Genomic DNA, 23690 nt, shown 5'->3' with positions numbered 1-23690 from the left:
CTTTTAACTCCTAGTCATCGCCAAACCACTCCCTGTGGTTATGGGTCCCTGTGTCTTGGAAGTCTGTCAGGATGGGTTGGGCGGGAAGCCGTTGGGTCCTTGGCGCTTGACGCCGTGAGCCGGCTCGGTCTCCCGCCCGTTCCATTACCAACCTGAACAGTTGCACGAGGCTGCGCCAACAGACCTCGCATCACAGGGACAGGCACCGTGATCATACCCCTTCGTTGCGTCGGAATCGACGTCTCCAAACAATATCTCGATATCTTCGATGAAGGCCTGGGCGTGCCGGAGCGCATCGCCAACGCGACGCAGGCCATCACCCAGATCGCGGCGCGTTGGCGATGCGATGTGCTGGTCGTCTTCGAGGCCACGGGTGTTTATGACCTCGAGCTTCGCGAAGCGCTGAGCGAGGCCGGCATCCGTTTCGCCCGGATCAACCCGGCCCGGGCTCGTGACTTCGCGCGCGCCAGCGGGCAGCTCGCCAAGACCGACCCGATCGACGCGCGAATGCTGGCAGCCTTTGCGCGGGCCATGCAGCCAGCAACCGAGCCGACTGCCAATCCCGCCCGCAACGCCTTGGCGGGACTTGCAAAACGGCGAGATCAGCTGGTTCGCATGCGCGCGCAGGAGAAGAACCGGCGCAGCGAGACCGACGACCGTGCCATGGCCGAGCGCATCGGTCGCCTCATTGAAGTCCTCGACGGCGAGATCGCCGAGATCGAGGCCGACATCAGGGGACTAATCAAAGCCGAGCGAGAGATTGCGGACGATGCGCGATTGATGCGCTCACTGCCTGGCGTGGGTCCCGTGGCTTGCATGCAACTCATCGCGAAGATGCCGGAACTCGGACATGTGGGAGCCAAGCAGATCGCGGCGCTCGCCGGCCTGGCTCCCTTCAACGTCGACAGCGGAGCCTTCCGCGGCAAACGCAAGATTGCCGGCGGCCGAAAGCGCGTCCGTGACGCCCTCTACATGGCTGCGCTCAACGCGGTTCGCAGGGCCGATCCGTTCAAGGCCTTCTACGCACGGCTGCGACGGGCCGGCAAACCAGCCAAGCTCGCCCTCATTGCCGTCGCCAGGAAGCTGCTAACGGTCCTCAATGCCATGATGCGTGACAGAAAGCCGTACCTGAAAGCCAACCCAACATAACAGTTGCCGGATCTGCGCTCCGCTACGCTACGCTTGTCCGGGACGACAACTTAGGTTTTGGCGTCAGCACCCACCATCACATCGATCGCGCCTTTCACGATCGCCTCGAGCTCCTTCCGCGGGACGCGGGCGCGCGAGCGGATGGCGATGGTGTGGACGGTGGCGGAGGCAATCTGCGCCAGCGCGAACGGATCGGCGCTTTCCGGCAGCTCGCCCTTCTCTTTGGCGCGGCGGAAGCAGCTCGCAAAAGCCTTGTCGAGCCCGGTGAGACCGTCGAGCACCATGGCGCGAATCTCGGGATCGCTCACGGCCTCGGAGGCCGCGGTCACCACCGTGAAGCAGCCGCGCGGGCCGGTGTCGCCGGACAGATAGATGTCCAGCGCGGACGCGTAGATGCGCTCCAGCCGCTGACGCAGCGGCATCTCCTGGCGGAAGATCTCGACCATCGCCTCGCCGGCTTGTTCGCGATAGCGCTGATAGCTCTTGATGTAGAGCTCGCGCTTGTCGCCGAAGGCGCCATAAAGGCTCGGCCGGTTCATGCCAGTGGCTTCGCTGAGATCGTCGAGCGAGGTGGCCGCAAAACCTTGCTTGCGGAACAGGTCGAGCGCCTTGCCGAGCGCGACGTCGGGCTCATAGGCGCGGGGGCGCCCGCGGCGTTTGGGTTCGCCGCGGCGCTCGGGCTGACCGGCAGCAGATGGCGGCTTTGATTTTTGTACCATTTCGCAAAATAATCCTTGACCGTCGATATATTATGCAAGATGGTACAAAAATCAATCTGGCCAGGTTGAGCGACACCCAAGAGGATTTTGCCCAAGGAGGCCCAAGATGGATCTGTATTTCTCGCCGCTCGCCTGCTCCATGGCGACCCGCGTCGCGCTCTATGAAGCCGGCGCGGACGCGAACTATCTCGAAGTTGATCCGCCGACCAAGAAAGTGCTGAACGACGGCACCGACTTCCGCAGCGTGAACCCGATCGGCCTCGTGCCGACGCTGCGCACCGACGAAGGCGTGGTGCTGACCGAGAACGCCGCGATCCTGCAATATGTCGCCGACCGTTTTCCGCAATCCGGCCTCGGCGCGACACAGGGCATCGAGCGTACGCGGCTCCATCAATGGCTGTGCTTCATCGGCACCGAGCTGCACAAGGGTCTGTTCATCCCCGTGCTCGACCGCAAGGCGCCGCAGGAAGCCAAGGCCTATGTGCTAGAGAAGAACCTGTCGCGGCTCGACTATCTCGACAAGTATCTGGAAGGGCGCGAGTTCCTGCTCGACCATTTCAGCGTGGCGGATGCGTACCTCGTCACGGTCATCAACTGGACCATGGCAACGCCGCCGATCGAGCTCGCGAAATGGCCGAACGTGAAGGCCTATTACGAGCGCCTGCGCCAGCGTCCCTCGATCGCGAAGGCGATCGCGGAGGAATTCGAGCTGTACAAGGCCGAGCAGGCGCGGAAGAAGGCGGCGGCTTGAGGCCAACGCGATATCTTCGCATCGCGACGTCGTCCCGGCCAAACCGGGACGGCGTCGTTAGCAATTCGGCTATCTCGGCGTCTGCAGCACGATCCCGTAGCGGCCGTAGATCCGCTCGATCGTGCCGTCGTTGCGCAGCCGCTCCAGCGCTCCGTCGATGGCTTCGCGCAACGCATCGTCCGGACGGATCATGCCGACGGCGACGTTCCAGTTGAGGTCGGCCACGCCCTCGTCGCGATCCAGGATCCGCAGCGCCTTGTCCGGATGGGTCAGATTGAAATAGCTCGCCGCGGTGGGCGTAACCGCGGCTGCGTCGATCTCATGGTTTGATACGGCATCGAGGCTGTCGCTCTCGAAGCCGAAGGTCGACGTCGGCACGCGCCGTTGACCGATGATCATGGCGGCGACAGAGCCGACCTGCACCCCCACCTTGGTATGCTCGCCGAGGCTCTTGAACGAGGTGAGCGCGCTGGATGACGGCACCGCGAGCGCGACACCCGTGCGATAGTACGGTTTCGAGATCCTCAAGCGGGTTTCGCCCTGCGCTTCGCGGTCGGCGATGACGTCCAGAAGAATGTCGCAGCCGGCGCTGCGCATCTGATACTGCGTGATGATCCAGTCGAGCCGCAGCGAAACACCGAGCTCGCGCGCCAGCGCCCGTCCCAGCTCGACCTGAAAGCCGGGCGGATCACCGGCCTTGCTCGCAAAAGGAAGCGAATTGGGATGCGCGCATAGTCCGATCGCGCCACTCGCGCGGATCGCGTCCAGGGTTCGCGCCTGCGCCGGTTCCGACAGAACGATGGCGGCAGCGACGATAGCCAGCACAATTGCCTTCATTCCGCGTCCTCATCTGGATGGATCAGGTCTCGGCGGGTCAACCCGCGCGCGGCTTCAAGGCGCGGATATATTTGACGATCTGGTCGATCTGCGCGTCATTGAAGCTCTCGCCGAATGCCGGCATCGCACCTTGCTTGCCGGTCTTGATACGGTTGTGCAGAAACTCGTCGTCGCGTGGCGAATTCATCAGTTGCGGTCCCCTGCCGGCAGCCCGGCCGCCGTCGGAGTGGCAAAAGCCGCAGGTCCCCGCGAACAACTGCTCGACATCCAGCGACCCGTTGTCCGGCGCAGGCGCAGCAGGTTGTGCTTGAGCCACCACAACGCACAGCAACGAAACACCCAGCGCCGCCGGATACGACTTCAAATGCAGTTTCAACACGTCCGCTCCATTCCCGAAATCACGCGCGGCCGCTGCGATCGACCGAGAAGCGGGCTTGCACCCGCTCCTCGGCAGATCGTTCAAGGGGACTATTTCAGGCTGAAGACGACCAGGGCGCCGTCGTCACGCGGCATGCTCTTGTAGACGCCACCGAAGTTCGGGGCATATTCGTCTGCCAGCATACCGCCGAAGCCGGCTGTCACCGCGATGTATTGCTTGCCGCCGACGGAGTAGCTGACGATGCCGCCCTGGTGGCCGGTGCCATTGTTGTGCTTCCACAGCTCGGCCCCGGTTTCGGCATCATAGGCGTGAAGGACGCCGCGGGAATCAGGCACGAACACGAGATTGCCTGCGGTCGACAGCACGCTCCCGAGCGGCGGCTCGGGGTAGCGAACCTCCCACTTCTTTGCCCCCGTGATGGGATCGCGCGCGTCGAGGTGTCCATAGATCTCGCCGCTTGGAGGCGGCGCCATCTTGAAATCGGCGCCGATGTTGAGCTGAACCTGTGGCGCGGTGACCGGCGTCGTTTTCTGGATATCGAGCGTCATGCACCATTCCTGGCCGATCTTGTAGTAGAGACCGGTCTTCGGGCTGTACGAGCCGGCATTCCAGCTGATGCCGCCGCCGATGAACGGACAGAGCGGCACTTCAGTGACTTTCCCGACGGGGAAATCGCGACGGCCAATCAGCGCGCCGGTCTTGGGATCGATATCCTTGACGAAGTTGATGTTCTCGACCAGCCGCCAGACGTTCTTCACGCCGAGATTGCGGTCGTAGACGAAGACGAAGCCGCCCTTGTTCGGATGAACCACGTATTTCTGGCCGTCGCGCTCGAGCATCACGAACTCGCCGACGGCGCTGTCGAAGTCCCAGGCGTCGTGCGGCAGTTCCTGATGGTAGGATTTCAGCTTTCCGGTATCGATATCGAGAGCGATAACTGAACTCGTGTAGAGATTGTCGCCGGGCCGCGCACCTTGCGTCTTGTAGTCAGCGCCGGACCAGTCGTAGAGCGGCGCCGGATTCGCGGTGCCCCACAGGATGGTGTTGGTCTCGGAGTCGTAGGTACCCGGCATCCAGCCGCCGCCACCGCCGGTTCGCCAGGAATCGTTGCCCCAGGTCTTCATGGCTTCGTCGGTGCCCGCGACCGTCAGGAACTCCCACTTCTTCTTGCCGGTGGTGGCATCGACGGCGAAGATCGGGCCGCGACCCGGCCATTCCCCTCCCTGCGAGCCGATGATCACGCTCCCCTTCGCGTAAAGCGGCGCGCCGGTGAAGCCGACCGTGAGCTTCTGCGAGTCGATCAGCCTGGTTTCCCAGAGAACCTTTCCCGACTTCGCATCGAGGCCGAAGAGACGACCATCCATCGTACCGACGAAGACCTTGCCTTCACCAAGGGCCACGCCGCGGTTGTAGGGAGAGTGGGTCTGTCGGCTGATGAGCGCTTCATCAAGTTCGGGAAAGAACGACCAGATGACCTCGCCCGTCGCGCCGTTCAGCGCAAAGACCCGGCTGTAGGAACCCGAATAGTAGAGCACGCCATCGGCGACGAGCGGCATTGACTGCAGGCCGCGCGTCGATCGCCCGGGAATGTGCATCCAGGCGACGCCCAGATTGCCGATGTTGCTCGCATTGATCTGCGCGAGTGGGCTGTAGTGATGGGACTTGTATGAACCGTGATAGGTGAGCCAGTCGTTCTGGCCGGCTGCCTCGATACGGGCCGTATCCACTGATTGGGCCAACGCCGCCGATGCCGCAAATGCCGCAACGGCGAGAACAGGTAGGCCCGAGTTGAGCCACTGCTTCCTCATATGCACTTCCTCCCGCTTGGTGTTTATTGATTGCGTCTCGTGAACGCCGCTGCGAGGAATGTTTGCAGTTCAGTACGCGTCGATTGTTCTCCATCGGAGATGAACTGCCAATAAATCTCCCTCTCCCTCGGCGCATATCGCCAAAGGAGCTGCGTTCACCGGCATGATTGCTGTCGCACGTCTGCATGCACAGCGTACGACGGATTACAGGGGCGTGCAAAGACGGAATGCGCGCGGGAGGCGAATTGGCGCAGAGGGCGAATTGAAACGACAGCAGCGCTGACCGTTCGATCTCCGTTCGGGCGAAACGTTATCCGTACAGCACCCGCGGCAAGATCGTAACAATGCCGGGCCACAGCGTCAGCAAGAGCACGAAGCCCACCATGATCACCAGATACGGCATCGTGACGCGCGCGATGTAGCCGAGGCCGTCCTCGGTCAGGCCCTGGATCACGAACAGGTTGAAGCCGACCGGCGGGGTGATCTGCGCCATCTCAACCGCGAGCACGAGGAAGATGCCGAACCAGATCTCGTCGAAGCCCGCGCCCTTCACGATCGGCAGCACGATCGGCAGCGTCATCACGATCATCGAGAAGCCGTCGAGGAAGCAGCCGAGGATCAAATAGAAGATGATCAGCACCACGATCAGCATGAAGGGCGACAGGCCGAGGCCCTTGACGAAAGCGGCCACCGCCTGAGGGATGCCGAGGAACGCCGCGGCATTGCCGAGGATCGAGGCTCCTAACACGATCAGCGCGATCATTGAGCAGGTGACGACCGAGCCGATCAACACATCGCGCATGACCTGCTGCGACATCGAGCCTTGCGCCCAGGCGACCAGCCCGGCGCCGAGCACGCCGACGGCGGCGGCCTCCGAGGGCGTCGCGAGTCCGCCATACATCGAGCCCAGCACGCAGGCGATCAGGAACAGCGCCGGCGCGAGATCCTTCAGCGCCGCGAAGCGTTCACCCCACGGCACCTGCGAGAGCTTTGCTTCTGTCTCCGGTACCATCGAAGGCTTGAGCGAGGTGTGCAGCATCACCCAGCCCATGAAGGTCGCGGCCAGGAGCAGGCCGGGCAGCACACCGGCGGTGAAGAGCTTGAGAATGGAAACGTCGCCGAGCACGCCGTAGATGATCATGATGTTGGACGGCGGGATCAGGAAGCCGAGGGTGCCGGCGCCGGCGAGCGAGCCGATCGCGATGTCACGGGAATAGCCACGGCGCAGCAGCTCGTTGAGCGACATGCGGCCGATCACCTGCGTGGTCGCGGCCGAGGAGCCAGAGATCGCGGCGAAGATGGTGCAGCCGATCACGTTCACATGCAGCAGGCGGCCCGGCAGAAGGCCGGCCCAGGGCGCAAGTCCCTGGAATAGCGAGCGCGACAGGCGGGTGCGAAACAGCAATTCACCCATCAGAATGAACAGCGGCAACGCCAGCAGCTCCTGCGTGGTCAGGATGTTCCAGGCGTATTGCGGCAGTAGCTTGTCGAGCGGGATCGAGCGGAACATCGCGAGCAGCAGCGTCGCGGTGAGCGCGAGGGTAAGACCGATCCAGACGCCACCCGCCAGCAGCGCAAACAGAATCCCGAACAGGGCGACGACTTCGATGGTCATGGGATCCAAAATCCGATAGCGAGCAAGGCGGTCATTCGACGGGCGAGGCCTTCATGCGGTGATCCTCCAGCGGCAGCCCGAGCACCGCCTGGATCGCGCGCGCCAGGAACTGAAGAGTCAGCAGCAGCATGCCGAAGGTGACGACCGCTTGCGGAAACCACAGCGGCGTGTCGCTCGAGGTCGAAACCTGACCGCGCACGAAGGCGCTCCAGGCGAACTTCGCCATGGACGAGGTCAGGAACGCCATGAAGGCAAAACCGGCGGATGCCGAGAGAATCTCGATGGCACGCTGCAGCGGGGGCGGCACGTTCTTCAGAAGCAGCACGACGCGGATGTGGCCGCCAACGCGGAGCGTCATGGCGGCGCCGAAAGTGAACGAGGCCGCCATCAGGTAAGACGAATATTCCCAGGCGATCGAGATGGTCGGCGGGAAGAACGACAGGAAGTTCGACAGGAAGCGGGTGGCGACCTCGCACAGCATCAGGAGCGTCAGCGTCAAGAGACAGCCGCCGCCGATCCAGCCGTCGAGCCGGCCGAGACGATCGATGCCGTCGAGCAGGATGCGCAGCGGCGCCGGCGCCGCCGCGTTGAGACTTTGCGGAGCCGCCGGTGAAACGCTGGTCATGAGCTCGACCTCAGCGCTTCATTTCGGCGAGATAGGCCCGTACCGGCTTGTCGGCCGCCGGCACGCGCTTGAGGAAGGCATCGAGCTGCGGCGCGGTCTTGGCCCGGATCTCCGTCATCATCGCGTCGGACACCGGCACCACCTCCATGCCGCCCTCCTTGAGGCGGTTGAGACTGTCGACATCGGCCTTGAGCGAGTTCGCCCAGAAGCCCGGCTCCATCTTCGCTGCGATATCGGCGACGAGCTTCTGCTGATCGGCACTCAGAGCCTTCCAGGAGTCGAGATTGACGGTGAGCATCTGCGACGACCAGACGTGATTGGTCGGATAGATGTATTTCAGGAACTCCCAGAACTTGCCGTCGACACCCGACACCGCCGAAGTCGAGACGCCGGAGACCGCACCCGACGCCAGCGCAGGGATGGTCTCGCCCCAGGGAATCATCACCGGCGCCATGCCGACTACCGCCAGCATGTCGACCGCATTCTTGTCGGGGACGCGGATCTTGATGTTCTTCAATCCCTCGACATCGGCGACCTTGGTCTTGAGATGCAGATACTGCGTCGGCCACGGCACGATGTAGAGGATCTTCTGGTTGTTGCGCGCGGCGACCTTCTCATATTCGGGCCGCACATATTTGTGCAGCACCTTGAGCTCGTCCATCGAGCCGCACTGGAAGGGGATGCTCTCGACGCCCATGAACGGCTCGTCGCCGACCTGCTGGATGTTGAGGACGTCAGCGAGCGGCACGAGGCCGTCGCGCACGGCGCGCAGGTGCTCGGGGCCCTTGAAGCCGAGCTGGCCGCCGGCCTTCACGGTGATGGCGACCGAGCCGCCGCTCTGCTTCTTCACCTCTTCCGCAAAGGCCATCGCGTTCTGGGTGTGGAAATTGCCGTCGGGCCAGACCGTCGACATGTCCCAGCTTGTCGTCGCGGCCTGCGCGCGGGTCGAGATGTGGCCGGCGGCGAGCAGCGTCGCTGCGCCCGCGGTGAAGTTCCGTCGCGTGATCATCGAGCCCCTCCGTTTAACAAACGCGCTGATGCATCAGCGCGAGTACCCATAAACTGCAACCGCATTGTCGGCGGACACGAGACCGCTTTCGATGTCGTCCTTGACCGCGGCACGATCGCGCATCGTCGGCGCACCGATGCCGGCGCCCCCGGGCGTCATCACCACCAGCCGGTCGTCCGGCGGCACTTGCTGAAAGCCTTTGCCACGCAGCTTCTTGCCGGACTTGAGGCCGACATAGCCGGCCTCGCCGTTCTTGCCGCCATCGCGGCCGCGCGGCGGATGATCGATCCGGTCGAACGCCGCGAGGATGTCGAACGGCGCGTCGACGCCGCTGCCGACCTCGATGATCTGGCCGAGGCCGCCACGGGTGCGCCCTGCCCCGCCGGAATCCGGGCGCAGCTCCTTGCGCCAGAAGATTAGCGGCGTCTGCGTTTCCGCGATCTCGACCGGCGTGCCGCGCACACCGCTGGGATAGGCGGTCGCGGAGAGGCCGTCCTTGCCGAACCGCGCGCCGGTGCCGCCGTTGGAGGTCACCGCCATCGAGAACCCGTAATTGCCGCCGACGCCGGAGCGGGTCTGGCCGCGCACATTGAGATTCCACAGGCAGGACGTGCCTTCCGCCGGCACGCGCTCGGGGATGATCTGACGCAGGCAGCCGAACACCACGTCGGGCAGCATCTGGCCGATGATGTGGCGTGAGGCGACCGGCGCGGGCTTCGGCGCATTGAGTATCGCGCCCGCGGGCGCCGACACGGTCAGCGGCGAGAGCGAGCCCGCATTGTTGGGGATCTGCGAGGCGACGACGCAGCCGAGGCCGAACACGGTGTAGGCCGTGGTGTAGGACAAGGGCACGTTGATGCCGAACTTCGAGGCAGCGGAGGTGCCGTCGAAATCGACGTGGATGCCTTCGTCCGAGATCGTCAGCGTCGCAGCGAGCGTGACCGGCGCATCGTAGCCGTCGACCACCATCGTGTTGCGCCAGCTGCCCTTCGGCAGCTTTGCGATCTCGGCCAGCACGGCCTCGCGCGAGCGGTCACAGATGTAGTCGCCGAGTTCGTCGAGCGTGTCGATGCCGAACTCGGTCATCATCTCGACCAGGCGCTCGCAGCCGACGTCGTTGCAGCCGGCGAGCGAATAGGTGTCGCCCTCGGTGTCAATCGGCAGCCGCGTGTTGGTGCGGATCATCGCCATCAGCGTCTCGTTGACGACGCCCTGGTCGATCAGCTTGAGCATGGGGATGTAGAGCCCTTCCATGAACACGTCGGTGGCGTCAGGGCCGAAGCCGATGCCGCCGATGTCCATGAGATGGCTGGTGCAGGAGAACAGCGCGACGATCTTGCCGTCCTTGAAGCAGGGCGTGGTGACGACGAAGTCGTTGAGATGGCCGGTGCCCATCCAGGGGTCGTTGGTGATGTAGGCGTCGCCCTCCTTCATCGTCTCCAGCGGGAAATGCGCGATGAAGTGCTTGACCGATTCCGCCATCGAGTTGACGTGGCCGGGCGTGCCCGTCACCGCTTGCGCCAGCATTCGCCCCTTGAGGTCGAATACACCGGCCGAGAGGTCGCCGCATTCGCGCACGATCGGGCTGAAGGCGGTGCGGAGCAGCACCTGGGCCTGCTCCTCGACCACGGCGATCAGCCGGTGCCACATGATCTGAAGGTCGATCAGGCTCGCGCCATTTGCCTTGCTCATGATCAGGCTGCCTTCCGTTCCATGACGATGCTGCCGGCACCGTCGATATGGGCGTCAAAACTGGTGGAGACGAAGGTGGAGGTCTCGTCCTCCGCAATGACCGCCGGACCCGCAATCGTCGCGCCCGGCGCCATGTCCTCGCGGCGATAGAGCGGGATCTCGATCACCTCGCCGGCGCGGCCGTCGAAGAATTTTCGGCTGCCGGACGCCTTGGCCGCAGGTTTGCGCGCAACGGCGGCAACGGGCGACGGATTGCGCGGTTCGGTGGTTGCGAGCACCGACCAGCTCAACACCTCGATCGCCGCGCCGGGGATCGGGCGCTCGAACATCGCGGAATAATCCGCTTCGAACTTCTGGCGCAGGCCGGCGAGATCGGCTGACGTCAGCGGCCGGTTCGGCAGCTCGACGCTGATCTCGTGGCCCTGGCCGACATAGCGCATGAAGGCGGCGCGGCGCTCGCGCACCGGCGCACCAGCCGCACCCGGCTCGACCAGCGCGCGAGCTTCGCTCACCATCTCCTGCAAGAGGTCGGAGACCGCCTCGGTGTCGAAATCGTCGAGCCGGACATGCCGGCTGCGGACTAGCTCATAGGCGATGGGAGCCGCAAGGAAACCGACCGCCGAACCGACGCCGGCGTTCGATGGCACGATCACGCGGGAGACGCCGATCTTCTCGGCAACGCGCGCCGCATGCAGCGGCGCGGCACCGCCAAAGGCGATCAGCGTGTGCTGGCCGACGATCTCGCCGCGCTCGACCGCATGCACGCGCGCCGCGCTCGCCATGTTCTCGCAGACGACCTCGTGCACGGCATAGGCCGCGGTTTCCGCGGAAAGGCCAAGCGGCTCGCCGACGTCGCGCAGCAGCGCCTGCTTCGACAGCTCCGGATCGAGCTTGATCGTGCCGGCTGCAAAGGCATCGGGATCGATCATGCCGAGCGCAACGTCCGCGTCGGTCACGGCCGGACGCTGGCCGCCGCGGCCGTAGCAGGCCGGTCCCGGCTCCGACGAGGCGCTCTCCGGGCCGACGGTGACGCGCTTCATCGCGTCGATATGCGCGATCGAGCCGCCGCCGGCGCCGATCTCGACCATCTCGATCACGGGGATGCGCACCGGCAGGCCGGAGCCTTTCAGGAAACGCGCGGCGCGATCGACCTCGAACACGCGCGAGGTCTCGGGCTGGTATTTTTCGATCAGGCAGATCTTTGCCGTGGTGCCACCCATGTCGAAGGAGAGCACCTTGCTCTCGCCGAGCCGCGCCGCGATCTGCGCCGCGAAAATGGCGCCGCCGGCCGGACCGGATTCGACGAGGCGCACCGGAAAGCGCCGCGCCGTCTCGATCGAGGTGACGCCGCCGCCTGACGTGACGAGATAGATGGCGCCGCGGAACTGCTCGACCTGCAAGGCATCGGCCATGCGGGCGAGATAGCCGTCGATCAGCGGCTGAACATAGGCATTCGCAACCGCGGTGGAGGTGCGCTCATATTCGCGGATTTCCGGGCACACCGCCGACGACACCGTCACCGAAATGCCGGGCATTTCCTCGCCGATGATCGCCGCCGCGCGGCGCTCGTGCTCGGGATTGGCGTAGGAGTGCAGGAAGGCGATCGCGACGCTCTGGACGCCTTGCTCGCGCAATCTCGGGGCGAGTGCGCGCACGGCCGCTTCGTCCAGCGGGAGGCGGACGGCGCCATGGGCGTCGATGCGCTCGGGCACGGTGAAGCGGAGGGAACGCGGCGCCAGCGGCTTCGGCTTGTCGATTGAGAGATCATACTGGTCGTAGCGGCTCTCGGTGCCGATATCGAGCACGTCGCGAAAGCCGTCGGTGGCGATCAGCGCCGTCCTGGCGCCGCGCCGCTCGATGATGGCGTTGGTCGCGAGCGTCGTACCGTGAATGAAGACGTCGATGTCGCTGATATGCGCACGCGCATCGGTGAGAATGAGCCGCATGCCCTCCAGCACCGCCTGCTCGGGCCGCTGCGGCGTCGTAAGCACCTTGCGGGTCTTGCGATCCTGCCCCACGTCCAGCACGATGTCGGTGAACGTGCCGCCGATATCGACGGCAAGCCGCACCTCGGCTCCTTCAAGCATTCCAAACTTCTCCGGCTGATCGTCAAAACCCAGGGCGAAAATGCAGCAATTTCCATGCCATCGAGCATGCCGAAAGCGCTGCGCCCGGCTATTCTGCTTGGCACCTATGCAATAGGCAAGACGTGTTCGTCTCGCGGCCCTTCAGAGCAGGAATGCAAGCGCCGCTTCGCAGCGCTCCTCGACCTTCAGCGTGAGGAGATCGTCGGCGCGGGTGCGGCCGAGATTGATCGCGGCGATCGGAATGTTGCGCTGCGCTGCGGCCTGCACGAAGCGGAAGCCGGAATAGACCATCAGCGAGGAGCCGACGATCAGCATGGCGTCGGCTTGCGCCAGATGATCCTGCGCGGTGGCGACGACATCGCGGGGGACGTTCTCGCCGAAGAACACGACATCGGGCTTGAGGATGCCGCCGCAGGCCTCGCAAGAAGGCACGTTGAACGACGAGAAGTTCGCATGCTCCAGATCGGCGTCGCCGTCGGGCGCGTCCGCGGCATCGAGCGTCAGCCATTCGGCATTGACGCGGCCGAGCCTGTCCTGGAATTCGCTGCGCTGCGTCTTCGCCCCGCAGCCCATGCAGCGGACGAGGTCGAGCCGGCCGTGCAGGTCGATCACCTGGCGGTGGCCGGCGGATTGATGCAGCCGATCGACATTCTGGGTCAGCAGCATGCCGCAGCGGCCGCCAGCCTCGAGCCGGGCCAGCGCGTGATGCGCATCGTTCGGCCGCGCCTGGCCGAAGCGCCGCCAGCCGATCATGCTGCGCGCCCAATAGCGCTGGCGCGTGGGCTCCTCCGACATGAAGGCCTGGAAGTTCACCGGCTGGGTCCGCTTCCAGTTGCCATGGCTGTCGCGATAGTCGGGAATGCCCGAATTGGTGCTGCAACCGGCGCCGGTCAGCACGAACAGATTGTCGTGCCGGCCGACGAAATCCTGAAGCGGGGAGCTTGCCAGCGGGGAGTTTGTCATGGCGCAGATGTAGTTCGCGCGGACGGATTCTGCCAGATGCAGCGCGGACGCCTGCTGCCCCATCGGACCGAGCTTCAACTCGCCCAGTTCTCGCGAAATTCCGGAAACAGCGTCAGGCCTCCGCAGGCATAGATGGTCTGCCCGGTGATGTAGCTCGCTTCATCCGAGGCGAGGAAGGCGAACACCGCGGCGATCTCCTCCGGCGTGCCGACGCGGCCAAGCGGAATGTGGCTGGTGACGACGCCGCGCTTTTCGGGATCGCCGGTCCAGGCCGCGTTGATCGGCGTGTCGATCGCGCCAGGGCCGACCGCGTTGACGCGGATGCCGCGACCGGCGAACTCGAGCGCCAGCGTGCGCGTCAGATTGGCCATGCCGCCCTTGCTGATCGAATAAGCGAGATAGCCCGGCTTCGGGATGATCTGGTGGACGCTGGAGCAGTTGATGATGCTGCCGCCGCCGCCGCGCGCGACGAAATGCGCGAGCGCTTTCTGCGCGCAGAGCACCGCGCCGTTGAGATTGACGTCGATGATGCGGCGATAGGTGTCGATGTCGAGCGCCTCGCTCGGCGACTCCCGCTGGAAGCCGGCATTGTTGACCAGACAGTCGAGGCGCTTGAAGCGCGCCAAGACCGTCTCGAACATCGCAGTGACCTCCTGCTCGTTGCTGACGTCGGCCTTGACGACGATATGATCGAGCTTGCCGTGACCGCGGTCGCTCGAAGCCGTTCGTGCCATCGCGAGCGACTCGTCGGCCTTCTCGGGATGGTCGACATAATTGATGGCGACGGTCGCGCCCTCCTGGGCGAGCCGGACGGCGACGGCGCGGCCGATGCCTTGCGAGGCGCCGGTCACCAGCGCGTATTGGCCGACGAGGCGCGAAGCAAAAGGGGTTGAGCGGTCGGTCTGTGTCATGAGCTTTCTCCGGGATACTTCATCATGGATGGAACAGGCTTTTTGTTCCATCCCGTCAGCGCATCGCTGGGATCATTCTGCGCGGCGCGCGAGGGGCGAGGTCAGGATCTTATAGAGGATGATGGCGCCGAAGGTCGCTGTGCCGATGCCGCCGATCGTGAATGCGCCGAATTTCAGCGTGAGGTCACCGGCGCCGGCGGTCAGCGCGACGGCGACGGTGATCAGGTTTGCCGGATTTGCGAAGTCGACCTTGTTCTCGACCCAGATCCGTCCGGCCATCGCCGCGATCAAGCCGAACAGCACGATCGAGAGGCCGCCGATGACGGGGCCAGGGATCGACAGGATCAGCGCGCCGAATTTCGGCGAGAAGCCGAGCAGGATCGAGCCCGTCGCCGCGAACGCAAACAGCAAGGTCGAATAGACCTTCGTCGCCGCCATGACGCCGATGTTCTCGGCATAGGTGGTGACGCCGGTGCCGCCGCCGCAGGCCGCGACGATGGTGGCGAGGCTGTCGGCAAACAAAGCACGGCCGAGATAGGCATCGAGGCTGCGGCCGGTCATGGCGCCGACGGCCTTGATGTGACCGAGGTTCTCGGCGACGAGGATGACCGCGACCGGCGCGATCAGGAAGATCGCGTCGGCCTGGAAGGTCGGTGTGGTGAAGTGCGGCAGGCCGATCCACGGCGCGGCCGCAAGTTGCGCAAAATCGATCGGCTTGCCGAAACCGAGACCGTTCGCGAACAGCAGGTACAAGAGATATCCGCCGATCGCACCAAGGATGATCGGCAGGCGCCGCCACAGGCCCGGCGCGGCCACGGCCAGCACGCCAATCATCAGCACGGTCGCAAGACCAATCCAGGTCTCGAAAGCATTGGCGCTCACCGCCTTGACCGCCACGGGCGCGAGGTTGAGGCCGATCGCGGCGACTACGGCACCGGTGACGGCCGGCGGCATCAGCCGCTCGACCCAGCCGACGCCCGACCACATCACGATCAGTGCGATCACGCCATAGAGCACGCCGGCGCCGACGATGCCGCCCAGCGCAACGGAGATATTCGGGTTGGGCCCCTGCCCGGCATAGCCGGTGGCGGCGATGACGACGGCGATGAACGCAAAGCTCGAGCCGAGATAGCTCGGCACGCGCGCGGCGACGATGACGAAGAAGATCAGCGTGCCGATGCCGGAGAACAGGACCGCAACATTGGGATCGAATCCCATCAGCAGCGGCGCGATGATGGTCGAGCCCGACATGGCGACGCAATGCTGGAGACCGGAGATGACGGTCTGGCCCCACGACAGCCGTTCCTCCGGCAAGATCACGCCCGAGGTCTTGAGCTTCCAGCGCGGAAAATAGCCCTGCCCTTGCTCATCCGAGCTTGTCGTCGTTGTCATGTTCCCCCCGGTTGCGCTGCAGCGACTGATCTTCGTGCGATCCGACAAAAATGTGATTGTCGCTTCTGCGGCGGCCATCACATGATGCAGGACATACAAGATTCAAATCTTGCCCGACTCAAATCTTGCAAAATCAATGCGTTCCGGGGCCCACAATATGACACAAGTCGCGATCCAGCCAGCCGTTCATCGCCGGCATCAGCCCTGGTACAAGATCCTCTACGTCCAGGTGCTGATCGCGATCGCGCTCGGGGTGCTGATCGGCTATTTCTATCCCGATCTCGGCAAGGCCTTAAAGCCACTCGGCGACGGCTTCATCGCGCTGATCAAGATGATGATCGCGCCGGTGATCTTCTGCACCGTCGTGCACGGCATCTCCTCGATGGGCGATCTCAAGCGCGTCGGCAGGGTCGGGCTGAAGTCGCTGATCTATTTCGAGACGGTCTCGACCGTCGCGCTCGCCGTCGGCCTCCTGGTCGGCGAGATCCTCCAGCCCGGCCACGGCTTCAACATCGACCCGGCGTCGATCGATCCGAAATCGGTCGCGACCTACGTCACCAAGGCCAAGGAAGAGGGCATCGTCGCCCATCTGATGGCGATCATCCCCGACAGCTATGTCGGCGCGATCGCGCGCGGCGACCTGCTCCAGGTTTTGCTGATCTCAATCCTCTCGGGCTTCGCCATCGCCTTCCTCGGCAAGGCCGGCGAGCCCATCGCCGAGGCCATCGACAAGGCCGCGAAGATGTTCTTCGGGATCATCCGCATCATCGTGCGCGTGGCGCCGATCGGCGCCTTCGGCGCGATGGCGTTCACCGTCGGCGCCTACGGCCTCGGCTCGCTGCTCAACCTCGCCGCCCTGATCGGCACGTTCTATCTCACCAGCATCCTGTTCGTGCTGATCGTGCTGGGCTCGATCGCCCGCCTCGCCGGCTTCTCGATCCTGCGCTTCATCGCCTACATCAAGGACGAGCTCCTGATCGTGCTCGGCACCTCGTCGTCGGAGACGGTGCTGCCGCAGATGATCCAGAAGATGGAGCATCTGGGCGCCTCGCGCTCGGTGGTCGGCCTCGTGATCCCGACCGGCTACAGCTTCAACCTCGACGGCACCAACATCTACATGACGCTGGCGACGCTGTTCCTGGCGCAGGCGACCAACACCCATCTGACGATCTGGCAGGAGCTCGGCATTCTGGGCATCGCCATGATCACCTCGAAGGGCGCCTCGGGCGTCACCGGCGCGGGCTTCATCACGCTCGCGGCGACGCTTTCGATCGTGCCTGACATCCCGATCCAGTCGATCGCGATCCTGGTCGGCATCGACAAGTTCATGAGCGAATGCCGCGCGCTGACCAATTTGATCGGCAACGGCGTCGCCTGCGTTGTCATCAGCATCTCCGAAGGCGAGCTCGACCGCGAGGCGCTGCACGAGACCATGGCGCATCCGCTGGAGATCGGCGAGGCGCTGGAGCCGGGCGGCAGTTCGGCGTCATAGCCGACGCGGTAGTTTCCCGGAGTAGAAAAAGGCCACGGCGCGCGTCACAACAGTGGCGTTGGGATCACTGATTGATACTCATTTTTCCACCCGACGCGCTGGGGGCAGGGCGTCGGGTTTTTATTGTTCGAATGACGGGCGTCTACAGTCACGTTCGCCCGTGAGGTCAAGCCGCCGCGTGACCCCGATCGCCCGCAGGAATGCTTCGTCGTGACTGACGACGAGCAGCGCGCCATCATAGGCTCGCAAGCCCGCTTCAACGGCCTCGATCGAGTCGATGTCGAGATGATTGGTCGGCTCGTCCAGGATCAGCAGGGACGGTGGCGTCACCCCGCCAAGCACGCAAGCAAGGCCTGCACGAAGCAACTGCCCGCCGCTCAGGGTCCCGACGATCTGCAAGGCGGCGTCGGCACGAAACATGAAGCGCGCGAGGGCCGCATGGCGCTCATTCGTGCCGGCCTTTGGATTGAGACGGCCGAAATTCTCCAGGATGGAGATCGAGGGATCGAGCAGGCTGACCTTCTGGTCCAGCAACGCGACGTCCGGCCTGAGCCGCACGGCGCCAGAGAACGGGCGCAGCTCGCCGGCGATGACCCTCAGCAGCGTCGTCTTGCCGGAACCGTTCGGCCCGACCAGCGCGACCCGTTCGGGCCCGACGATGGCAAATGAGAGATCGCGCAGGACCGGCCGCTCCGGCCGGTAGCCGGCGCTGATGCTGTCGAGCGCAAGCATCTCCCTGCCCGCCGGCAGGTTCGTCGCGGGCAATTTGACCGACAGCGGCTGAAGAATTTCGATGCGCCGACTTGCCGTGTCGACGGCTTCAACGGCCTCCACGCGCCGCCGCTCGGCGATTTGCGCATTCCTGCCGCCGCTATCCTCACTGCGGTCCTGGCGCGCGCCGGCGAGTATCCGCGGCATGTCGCCTCTAGCGCGCTTCTTCCGGCCGCCGCTGTCCTTCCGCGCCATCTTCTCCGCAGCTTCCTGCGCCTTGCCATCGATCTCGGACAGACGCCTTTCGGCGTGCGCGAGGTCGTGCCTCGCTGCCGCCAGCTCGACGGCCTTCTGTGCGCGGAAACTGCTCCAGTTGCCGCCGTATCGCATGGCGCCCAGCGACGTCAGCTCGACGATCGCATCCATGGTTTCGAGCAAATCCCGATCGTGGCTGACGACGACTGCGCCGCCACGCCAGGCGGCGAGGAGATCGATCACGGCCATGCGTCCGTCCCGGTCGAGGTTGTTGGTGGGCTCGTCCAGCAGGACGAAGTCGGGCTCGGCAAACAGCAGCGCGGCGAGACGAACCCGCGTGATCTGGCCGCCGGACAGGCAGGACAGCTCCGTATCGGGAGATGGATCGAACCCGACGCGCGCCAGTGAGGCCTCGAGCCGCGCTTCGAGGGTCCAGTCTATCGTGGCGATCTCTTCGGCGGAGGCGTCGCCGTGCTCGGCGCGGCGCAAGAGCTCCAGCGCCTGCCGCACGCCGAACAGATCGGCGACGGTCGCGCCCGCGAGCACCTGCACGTCCTGGCGCAGCAGGCCGATGCTGCCGTTGACCAGGACGCGCCCGGATTGGGGAACATGCTCCTCGGTGATCGACGCAAGCAGCGTCGTCTTTCCGACGCCATTGCGGCCGACGAGGCCAGTCCGCTCGGCCGCGAATGTCAGATCGATATTGGAGAGAAGAGAACGGCCGTCAGGCGTGGACAGCGACAGGTTCGACAGGATGATTGAAGCAGGCATGGAATTCCCCGTGAGCAAGGCGGATGGGCTTTGCGGTCGGGGTGAAATCCATGGCTCTCGAATATCCTGATTGATGAAGCTTCTTCTTAGTCCCGCAATCGGGCGAGATCAAGATCGCGGGGACGACAGTGCCCCAGGCGCTGACGCCCCCACAGGCTTTACGATCAACCCTTGAGCGCGGTGACCACCACCTCGATCAGCGCGCCGCCGAGATCGGCGACGCCGACGGTGGCGCGGGTCGGCAGATTGTCGCCGAAGAACTCGGTCCAAACCGGGTCCATCTCGTTCTTCTTGGAGAGGTCGGTCACGAAGATCGAGGAACTGACGACGCGCGACTTGTCGGTGCCGGCTTCCTTCAGATAGCCGGCGATCTTGCCCAGGATGTTGCGGGTCTGCTCGCCCATCGAGCCCGAGATGTCGTCGGCGATGGTGCCGCCGATGAAGACGAAGCCGTTGGCTTCGACGGCGCGGTGCTGAATGGGCGTGCGGATGTTGCGGGTGATGCTCATGATGTCCTCTTGAGGTTAGAGCGTGGGGGAATAGAAGCGGTCGATGCCGAGATCGCTGACGCGGGTCTGGGTGCCGCCATTGACGATCAGCTCCGCCATCACGGCGCCGGCGCCGGGGCCGAGCTGAAAACCGTGCAGCGAGAAGCCGAACTGGTGATACAGACCCATGTGACGGCTGCTCGGGCCGAACACGGGAATGTCGTCCTTCATCTTGGCCTCGATGCCGGCCCAGGCGCGGACGATCGTCGCGCTGCGCATCACCGGAAACAGCTCGAACACGGTCTGCGCGCTGGTCGCAAGGCTCTTCCAGTCCAGCACCGTCTCGTTGCGGTCCTGATAGGGCGTCGCCAGATGGCCGCCGCCGATCAGCACGGTGCCGTTCTTGAATTGCTTGAAGGAGAGTTTTCGGCCACGCAGGATCACGACGGGATCGATGAAATGCGGCACGCGCGATGTGATCATTAGCATCGGCGCCACGGTCTCGACCGGAACGGGCTCACCGAGATCAGCCGCGATCTTCCCGGCCCAGGCACCGGCGGCATTGACGAGCACCGGCGCGGCAAAGCTCTCGCTGCCGACATCGACGTGCCAGAGGCCGTCGCTGTAGCGGATGTTGGTGGCGGCCACGCCTTCGTGCACGGTCGCACCGAGTTGCTGGGCCTTGCGCCGGAACGCCGTCGTCGTCTGCGCCGGATTGGCCGCGCCATCGCGGCGCGAGACGACGCCGCCGGGACAGGTCTCGGCAACGGCCGGCACGAGGCGCCGCAACTCGGCCGCGTCGATCAGCTCTTCATGGGTGAAGCCGAGCGCATTGAGCTCGGCGACGCGCGCGCGGCAGACGGCGAGCTCGTCCTCGTTCTCGGCGACCAGCACCTGGCCGTGGCTCTCGAAGCTGCAATCGTCGTCGAGGAGATCCGAAATCTTCTCCCAGATTCCCATCGAGCGGATCGAGAGCGGGATCTCGGGAATGTGCCGCGCGAGCTGGCGCACGCCGCCGGCATTGACGCCGGAGGCGTGGCGGCCGGCATAGTCCTTCTCGATCAGAACCGGCTTCAAGCCGGCGAGGCAGAGATGCAGCGTCGTCGAGCATCCGTGGATGCCGCCGCCGACGACGATCGCATCCACGTTTCGGCTCATCCGCGCACCACGGCCTTGACGTCCGCCTCGCTCTTCGGGACGGCGGCGAGCTCGGCGAGCGTGATCGGTTTGACCGGCGCACGCAGCCGGTAATAGCCGATCTCCTGCGGAGTCTTGCCGCGTGCCTGCGCCATCAGCTCGGTGACGGTGAGGCCGCAGAGCCGGCCCTGGCACGGGCCCATGCCGGTGCGGCGATAGGCCTTGAGCTGGTTCGGACCGGTCGCGCCGATCGCCACGGAGTCGAGCACGTCCTTGGCCGTCACCTCTTCGCAACGGCAGACGATGGTGTCGCCCGAGGGAATGCGGAACTGCGGTGACGGGCGGAACAGCGTGTCGAGGAAGACGCGGCCGCGTTCGGCCTTGGCGAGATCGGAACGGAGCGTCGCCATCGCGGGGAGCTTCGCCGCGGCTGCGGGCGCGAGTGCTTCCACAGCAGCACGAGCCGCGATACGACCGCGCACCACGGCCGCATTCGCGCCGCCGATGCCAGCGCCGTCACCGGCGATCGCGATGCCGGCGACCGACGAATTGCCGCTCGCGTCCAGCACGGGCGACCAGCACAATTGCAGATCGTCCCAGCGATGCTCGACACCAGCCGCCATCGCCAGATTGACGTTGGGCACGACTCCCTGATGCAGGAGCAGGAGATCCGCAGGGATTGTCTCGCGTTTGCCGCCCGCGACATAGCTGACGCTGGCGAGTTGGCCGTCCCCGGCCGCAGCGAGCTCAGTGACGCCCGAGATGACCTGCACCTTGGCCTTGACCTCGCGCATCATCGACAGGCCCTTGGCGAAATAGGGCGAGGTCAGAAAGGCGAAGGCATGAGGCAGCGCCGCAAAGTAATTGCCGCGCTCGGTAGTGTCGAGAATGCGGTCGATGCGGCCGCCGAGGCGCAGAATCTGCGCGGCGAGCAGCCAGAGCAGCGGTCCCTGCCCCGCGATCACGGTGCGTCCGTCCGGCACCAGTGCCGACGACTTGAGCATGGTCTGCGCCGCGCCCGCCGTCATCACGCCCGGCAACGTCCAGCCAGGAATCGGAAACGGCCGCTCCAGCGCGCCGGTCGCGAGGATCACGCGCTTTGCCTTGACGAAGGCGGACGCGCCGCCGATCGAGACGGCGATGTCGAGGTTGCGGTCGAGACTCCAGACCGTCGCGCGGTGGATCACCTCGGCATCGCTCGCGCGCAGCGACTGCACGAGATCTGCACCAACCCAATAATCGGCACCGAGCTGGTTGCGGTCGGTCACGGGCGTCGAGGCGATGGCGCGGAACACCTGGCCGCCGGGTCCGATATTCTCGTCGAGCAGCAGCGTCGAAAGACCGGCTTCGGCGGAGGTCGCAGCGGCAGCGAGGCCGGCAGGGCCGGCGCCGATCACCACGACGTCGTAGTCTTCGCGCTTGGGAGCCACGCTCATCGTCCGATCTCCCGCTTGCCCTTCTGGATCTCGATCTGCATGCCCTCGGCGACGGGCACGAGGCAGCCCTGGCGGTTGCCGACACCGTCGATGGTGACGAGGCAGTCGAAGCACACACCCATCATGCAGTAGGGCAGACGCGGCGCGCCGCTCACCGCGGTGGATCGCCGCGCGTCGCGGTCCGAGGCCAGCAACGCGGCGGAGACGGTGTCACCCTGGCGCGCCGCGACGGCGACGCCGTCGACGAAGATCTGCACCTGAGGGCGCTTGTCCTGTTCGGATCTCTTGAACATGGGGATGCCTCTTGGCTCCTTCTTGAAATCTTTAATAGCCGCTCTTGTTCGCCGCGCTCGTGCCGCCAAACCGGCTGGCCGAGAACGCGCCGACCAGCTCCGGCTCGAGCGCGCCTTGCGCGACCATGCGGGCAATCTCGAAGGCGTGGTTGGAGGCGAGCGTCACGCCGGAATGGCAGCAGGCGACGAAGGCGCCGGGGTGCGTCTCCGACTGGTCGTAGATCGGAAAGCCGTCCTGCGGCATGACGCGGATGCCGGCCCAGCTCCTGACCACGTTGAGCCGCGACAGATGCGGGAACATGCGCTGGGCGCGATCGGCCATCACACCGCTGATCGAAGGCTTCATCGTCCGTTCATCGAGCTCGTCTTCCTTGCTGTCGCCGATCATCACCGTGCCCTCGTCGGTCTGACGGATCGTGGTCAGCGGATGCGGCAGGAACGGCATGGTGCGCTCGGTCACCACGATCTGGCCGCGGGTCGGGCCCATCGGCGCGTAGAGGCCGACCATCGGCGCCAGCGTCTGGTTGGCATTGCCCGCGGCGAGCACGATTTTGGCGGCGCGCAGCTCGCCCTTCGGCGTGGCCAGGCGGAATTCGCCGCCGCTCTTGGTGATCGCCGAGACCGGGCGCTCCGGGAAATAGTCGATGCCGAACGCCTTGAAACCGGTGTGGAAGGCGCGGAAGGTGCGCAGCGAATTGACGTGACCATCGAGCGGACAATAGCTGCCGCCGGAGACCTCTGGGCCGATCAGCGGCAGCGCCTTCTTGATGTCGGAGGGCCGCAACATCTCCATCTTGTAGTCGGCGGCGCCGACCTGGTTGTGCATGCGCTTGACGAGCTCGGTGCGCTGACCGAATTCGTCCTCGCCGAGCGTCAGATGAAAGCCGCCGTTCTGCTGCAACGAGACATCCAGGCCGGTCTGCTGCTTCAGCTCGGACGCAAGCCGCCCCCACGCGTGCGAGGCCTGCACCGTCCAGACCGTATAGGCGGGCATGCCGAGCCCCTTGCTCTGAACCCAGACCAGCGCAAAGTTCGCGCGGGAGGCGCGCTTGGTGATGTCGCCTTCGTCGAGCACGGCCACACTCTTGCCGAGCCGGCCGAGGCCCCAGGCAATGGCGGAGCCGAGCAATCCGCCGCCGACGACGGCGACGTCATAGTCCCTGGACATGG

21 protein-coding genes are annotated in these 23690 nt (G+C 65.0%); 3 read left to right on the top strand and 18 right to left on the bottom strand.

Annotated elements, in window-relative coordinates; all coding sequences use genetic code 11:
* Positions 1-207: 207 nt before the first annotated feature.
* Positions 208-1149 carry an IS110 family RNA-guided transposase gene (locus WN72_RS06775; protein ID WP_028146463.1) on the top strand — a complete coding sequence of 314 codons (942 nt, stop codon included), beginning with the start codon at positions 208-210 and terminating at the stop codon, positions 1147-1149.
* A gap of 50 nt (positions 1150-1199) precedes the next feature.
* On the opposite strand, the gene WN72_RS06770 is transcribed toward WN72_RS06775, so the two are convergent.
* Positions 1200-1868: a TetR/AcrR family transcriptional regulator gene (locus tag WN72_RS06770; protein ID WP_092216526.1), complete on the bottom strand. Its 669-nt coding sequence runs from the start codon at positions 1866-1868 to the stop codon at positions 1200-1202.
* A 106-nt stretch (positions 1869-1974) separates the two neighbouring features.
* On the opposite strand from WN72_RS06770, the gene WN72_RS06765 reads away from it, so the two are divergent.
* Complete coding sequence (locus WN72_RS06765) at positions 1975-2619, top strand: glutathione binding-like protein (protein ID WP_092216527.1); 645 nt, start codon at positions 1975-1977, stop codon at positions 2617-2619.
* A gap of 69 nt (positions 2620-2688) precedes the next feature.
* Here the strand turns inward: WN72_RS06765 and WN72_RS06760 are convergent, their stop codons facing one another.
* From WN72_RS06760 to WN72_RS06710, 11 genes are all read right to left on the bottom strand, one after another.
* Entirely contained in the window at positions 2689-3456 is a 768-nt protein-coding gene (locus WN72_RS06760; RefSeq protein ID WP_027561084.1) for a substrate-binding periplasmic protein, read from the bottom strand.
* 37 nt (positions 3457-3493) lie between these two features.
* Entirely contained in the window at positions 3494-3835 is a 342-nt protein-coding gene (locus tag WN72_RS06755) for a c-type cytochrome (protein ID WP_108914503.1), read from the bottom strand.
* A gap of 89 nt (positions 3836-3924) precedes the next feature.
* Positions 3925-5643: a pyrroloquinoline quinone-dependent dehydrogenase gene (locus WN72_RS06750; RefSeq protein ID WP_027561086.1), complete on the bottom strand. Its 1719-nt coding sequence runs from the start codon at positions 5641-5643 to the stop codon at positions 3925-3927.
* A 310-nt stretch (positions 5644-5953) separates the two neighbouring features.
* Positions 5954-7258, bottom strand: a complete 1305-nt coding sequence (locus tag WN72_RS06745) for a TRAP transporter large permease (RefSeq protein ID WP_092216528.1) — start codon at positions 7256-7258, stop codon at positions 5954-5956.
* 31 nt (positions 7259-7289) lie between these two features.
* Entirely contained in the window at positions 7290-7883 is a 594-nt protein-coding gene (locus WN72_RS06740) for a TRAP transporter small permease subunit (protein ID WP_027561088.1), read from the bottom strand.
* Between the two features lie 10 nt (positions 7884-7893).
* Complete coding sequence (locus tag WN72_RS06735) at positions 7894-8892, bottom strand: TRAP transporter substrate-binding protein (RefSeq protein WP_092216529.1); 999 nt, start codon at positions 8890-8892, stop codon at positions 7894-7896.
* Positions 8893-8925: 33 nt separating this feature from the next.
* Positions 8926-10584 (bottom strand): hydantoinase B/oxoprolinase family protein, encoded by a 1659-nt coding sequence (locus WN72_RS06730; RefSeq protein WP_092216530.1) that lies wholly within the window; start codon positions 10582-10584, stop codon positions 8926-8928.
* Positions 10585-10586: 2 nt separating this feature from the next.
* Positions 10587-12671, bottom strand: a complete 2085-nt coding sequence (locus tag WN72_RS06725) for a hydantoinase/oxoprolinase family protein (RefSeq protein WP_092216531.1) — start codon at positions 12669-12671, stop codon at positions 10587-10589.
* Between the two features lie 141 nt (positions 12672-12812).
* A complete protein-coding gene (locus tag WN72_RS06720) occupies positions 12813-13634 on the bottom strand; it encodes an NAD-dependent protein deacetylase (RefSeq protein ID WP_092216630.1) in 822 nt (273 codons plus the stop codon).
* Between the two features lie 74 nt (positions 13635-13708).
* Positions 13709-14545, bottom strand: coding sequence for a glucose 1-dehydrogenase (locus WN72_RS06715; protein ID WP_027561093.1), 837 nt, complete (start codon positions 14543-14545; stop codon positions 13709-13711).
* Between the two features lie 72 nt (positions 14546-14617).
* On the bottom strand, positions 14618-15937 hold the full coding sequence (locus WN72_RS06710; protein WP_092216631.1) for a solute carrier family 23 protein: 1320 nt from the start codon (positions 15935-15937) through the stop codon (positions 14618-14620).
* Positions 15938-16094: 157 nt separating this feature from the next.
* Between WN72_RS06710 and WN72_RS06705 the strand changes: the two genes are divergently transcribed.
* Complete coding sequence (locus WN72_RS06705) at positions 16095-17429, top strand: dicarboxylate/amino acid:cation symporter (protein WP_027561095.1); 1335 nt, start codon at positions 16095-16097, stop codon at positions 17427-17429.
* A 120-nt stretch (positions 17430-17549) separates the two neighbouring features.
* Here the strand turns inward: WN72_RS06705 and WN72_RS06700 are convergent, their stop codons facing one another.
* The 6 genes from WN72_RS06700 to WN72_RS06675 all read right to left on the bottom strand — a co-directional run bounded on the left by WN72_RS06700 (position 17550) and on the right by WN72_RS06675 (position 23688).
* Positions 17550-19166: an ABC-F family ATP-binding cassette domain-containing protein gene (locus tag WN72_RS06700; protein WP_092216532.1), complete on the bottom strand. Its 1617-nt coding sequence runs from the start codon at positions 19164-19166 to the stop codon at positions 17550-17552.
* Positions 19167-19330: 164 nt separating this feature from the next.
* Positions 19331-19675, bottom strand: a complete 345-nt coding sequence (locus tag WN72_RS06695) for a RidA family protein (protein WP_027561097.1) — start codon at positions 19673-19675, stop codon at positions 19331-19333.
* Positions 19676-19690: 15 nt separating this feature from the next.
* Positions 19691-20812 carry an NAD(P)/FAD-dependent oxidoreductase gene (locus WN72_RS06690; RefSeq protein ID WP_092216533.1) on the bottom strand — a complete coding sequence of 374 codons (1122 nt, stop codon included), beginning with the start codon at positions 20810-20812 and terminating at the stop codon, positions 19691-19693.
* Positions 20809-22227, bottom strand: coding sequence for an FAD/NAD(P)-dependent oxidoreductase (locus WN72_RS06685; RefSeq protein ID WP_092216534.1), 1419 nt, complete (start codon positions 22225-22227; stop codon positions 20809-20811). Before WN72_RS06685 ends, WN72_RS06690 begins: the two co-directional genes overlap by 4 nt.
* The gene (locus WN72_RS06680) at positions 22224-22520 is read right to left on the bottom strand and encodes a (2Fe-2S)-binding protein (protein WP_027561100.1); all 297 of its coding nucleotides are present in this window, start codon (positions 22518-22520) and stop codon (positions 22224-22226) included. The genes WN72_RS06685 and WN72_RS06680 overlap by 4 nt, the downstream gene beginning before the upstream one ends.
* Positions 22521-22551: 31 nt before the next feature.
* Entirely contained in the window at positions 22552-23688 is a 1137-nt protein-coding gene (locus tag WN72_RS06675; RefSeq protein WP_092216535.1) for an NAD(P)/FAD-dependent oxidoreductase, read from the bottom strand.
* Between the last annotated feature and the right edge of the window lie 2 nt (positions 23689-23690).

The sequence above is a fragment of the Bradyrhizobium arachidis genome, assembly GCF_015291705.1.
Classification (GTDB): Bacteria; Pseudomonadota; Alphaproteobacteria; order Rhizobiales; family Xanthobacteraceae; genus Bradyrhizobium; species Bradyrhizobium arachidis.
The sequence above is the reverse complement of the archived record's forward strand: the minus strand, read 5'-3'. Positions and strand labels throughout refer to the sequence as shown.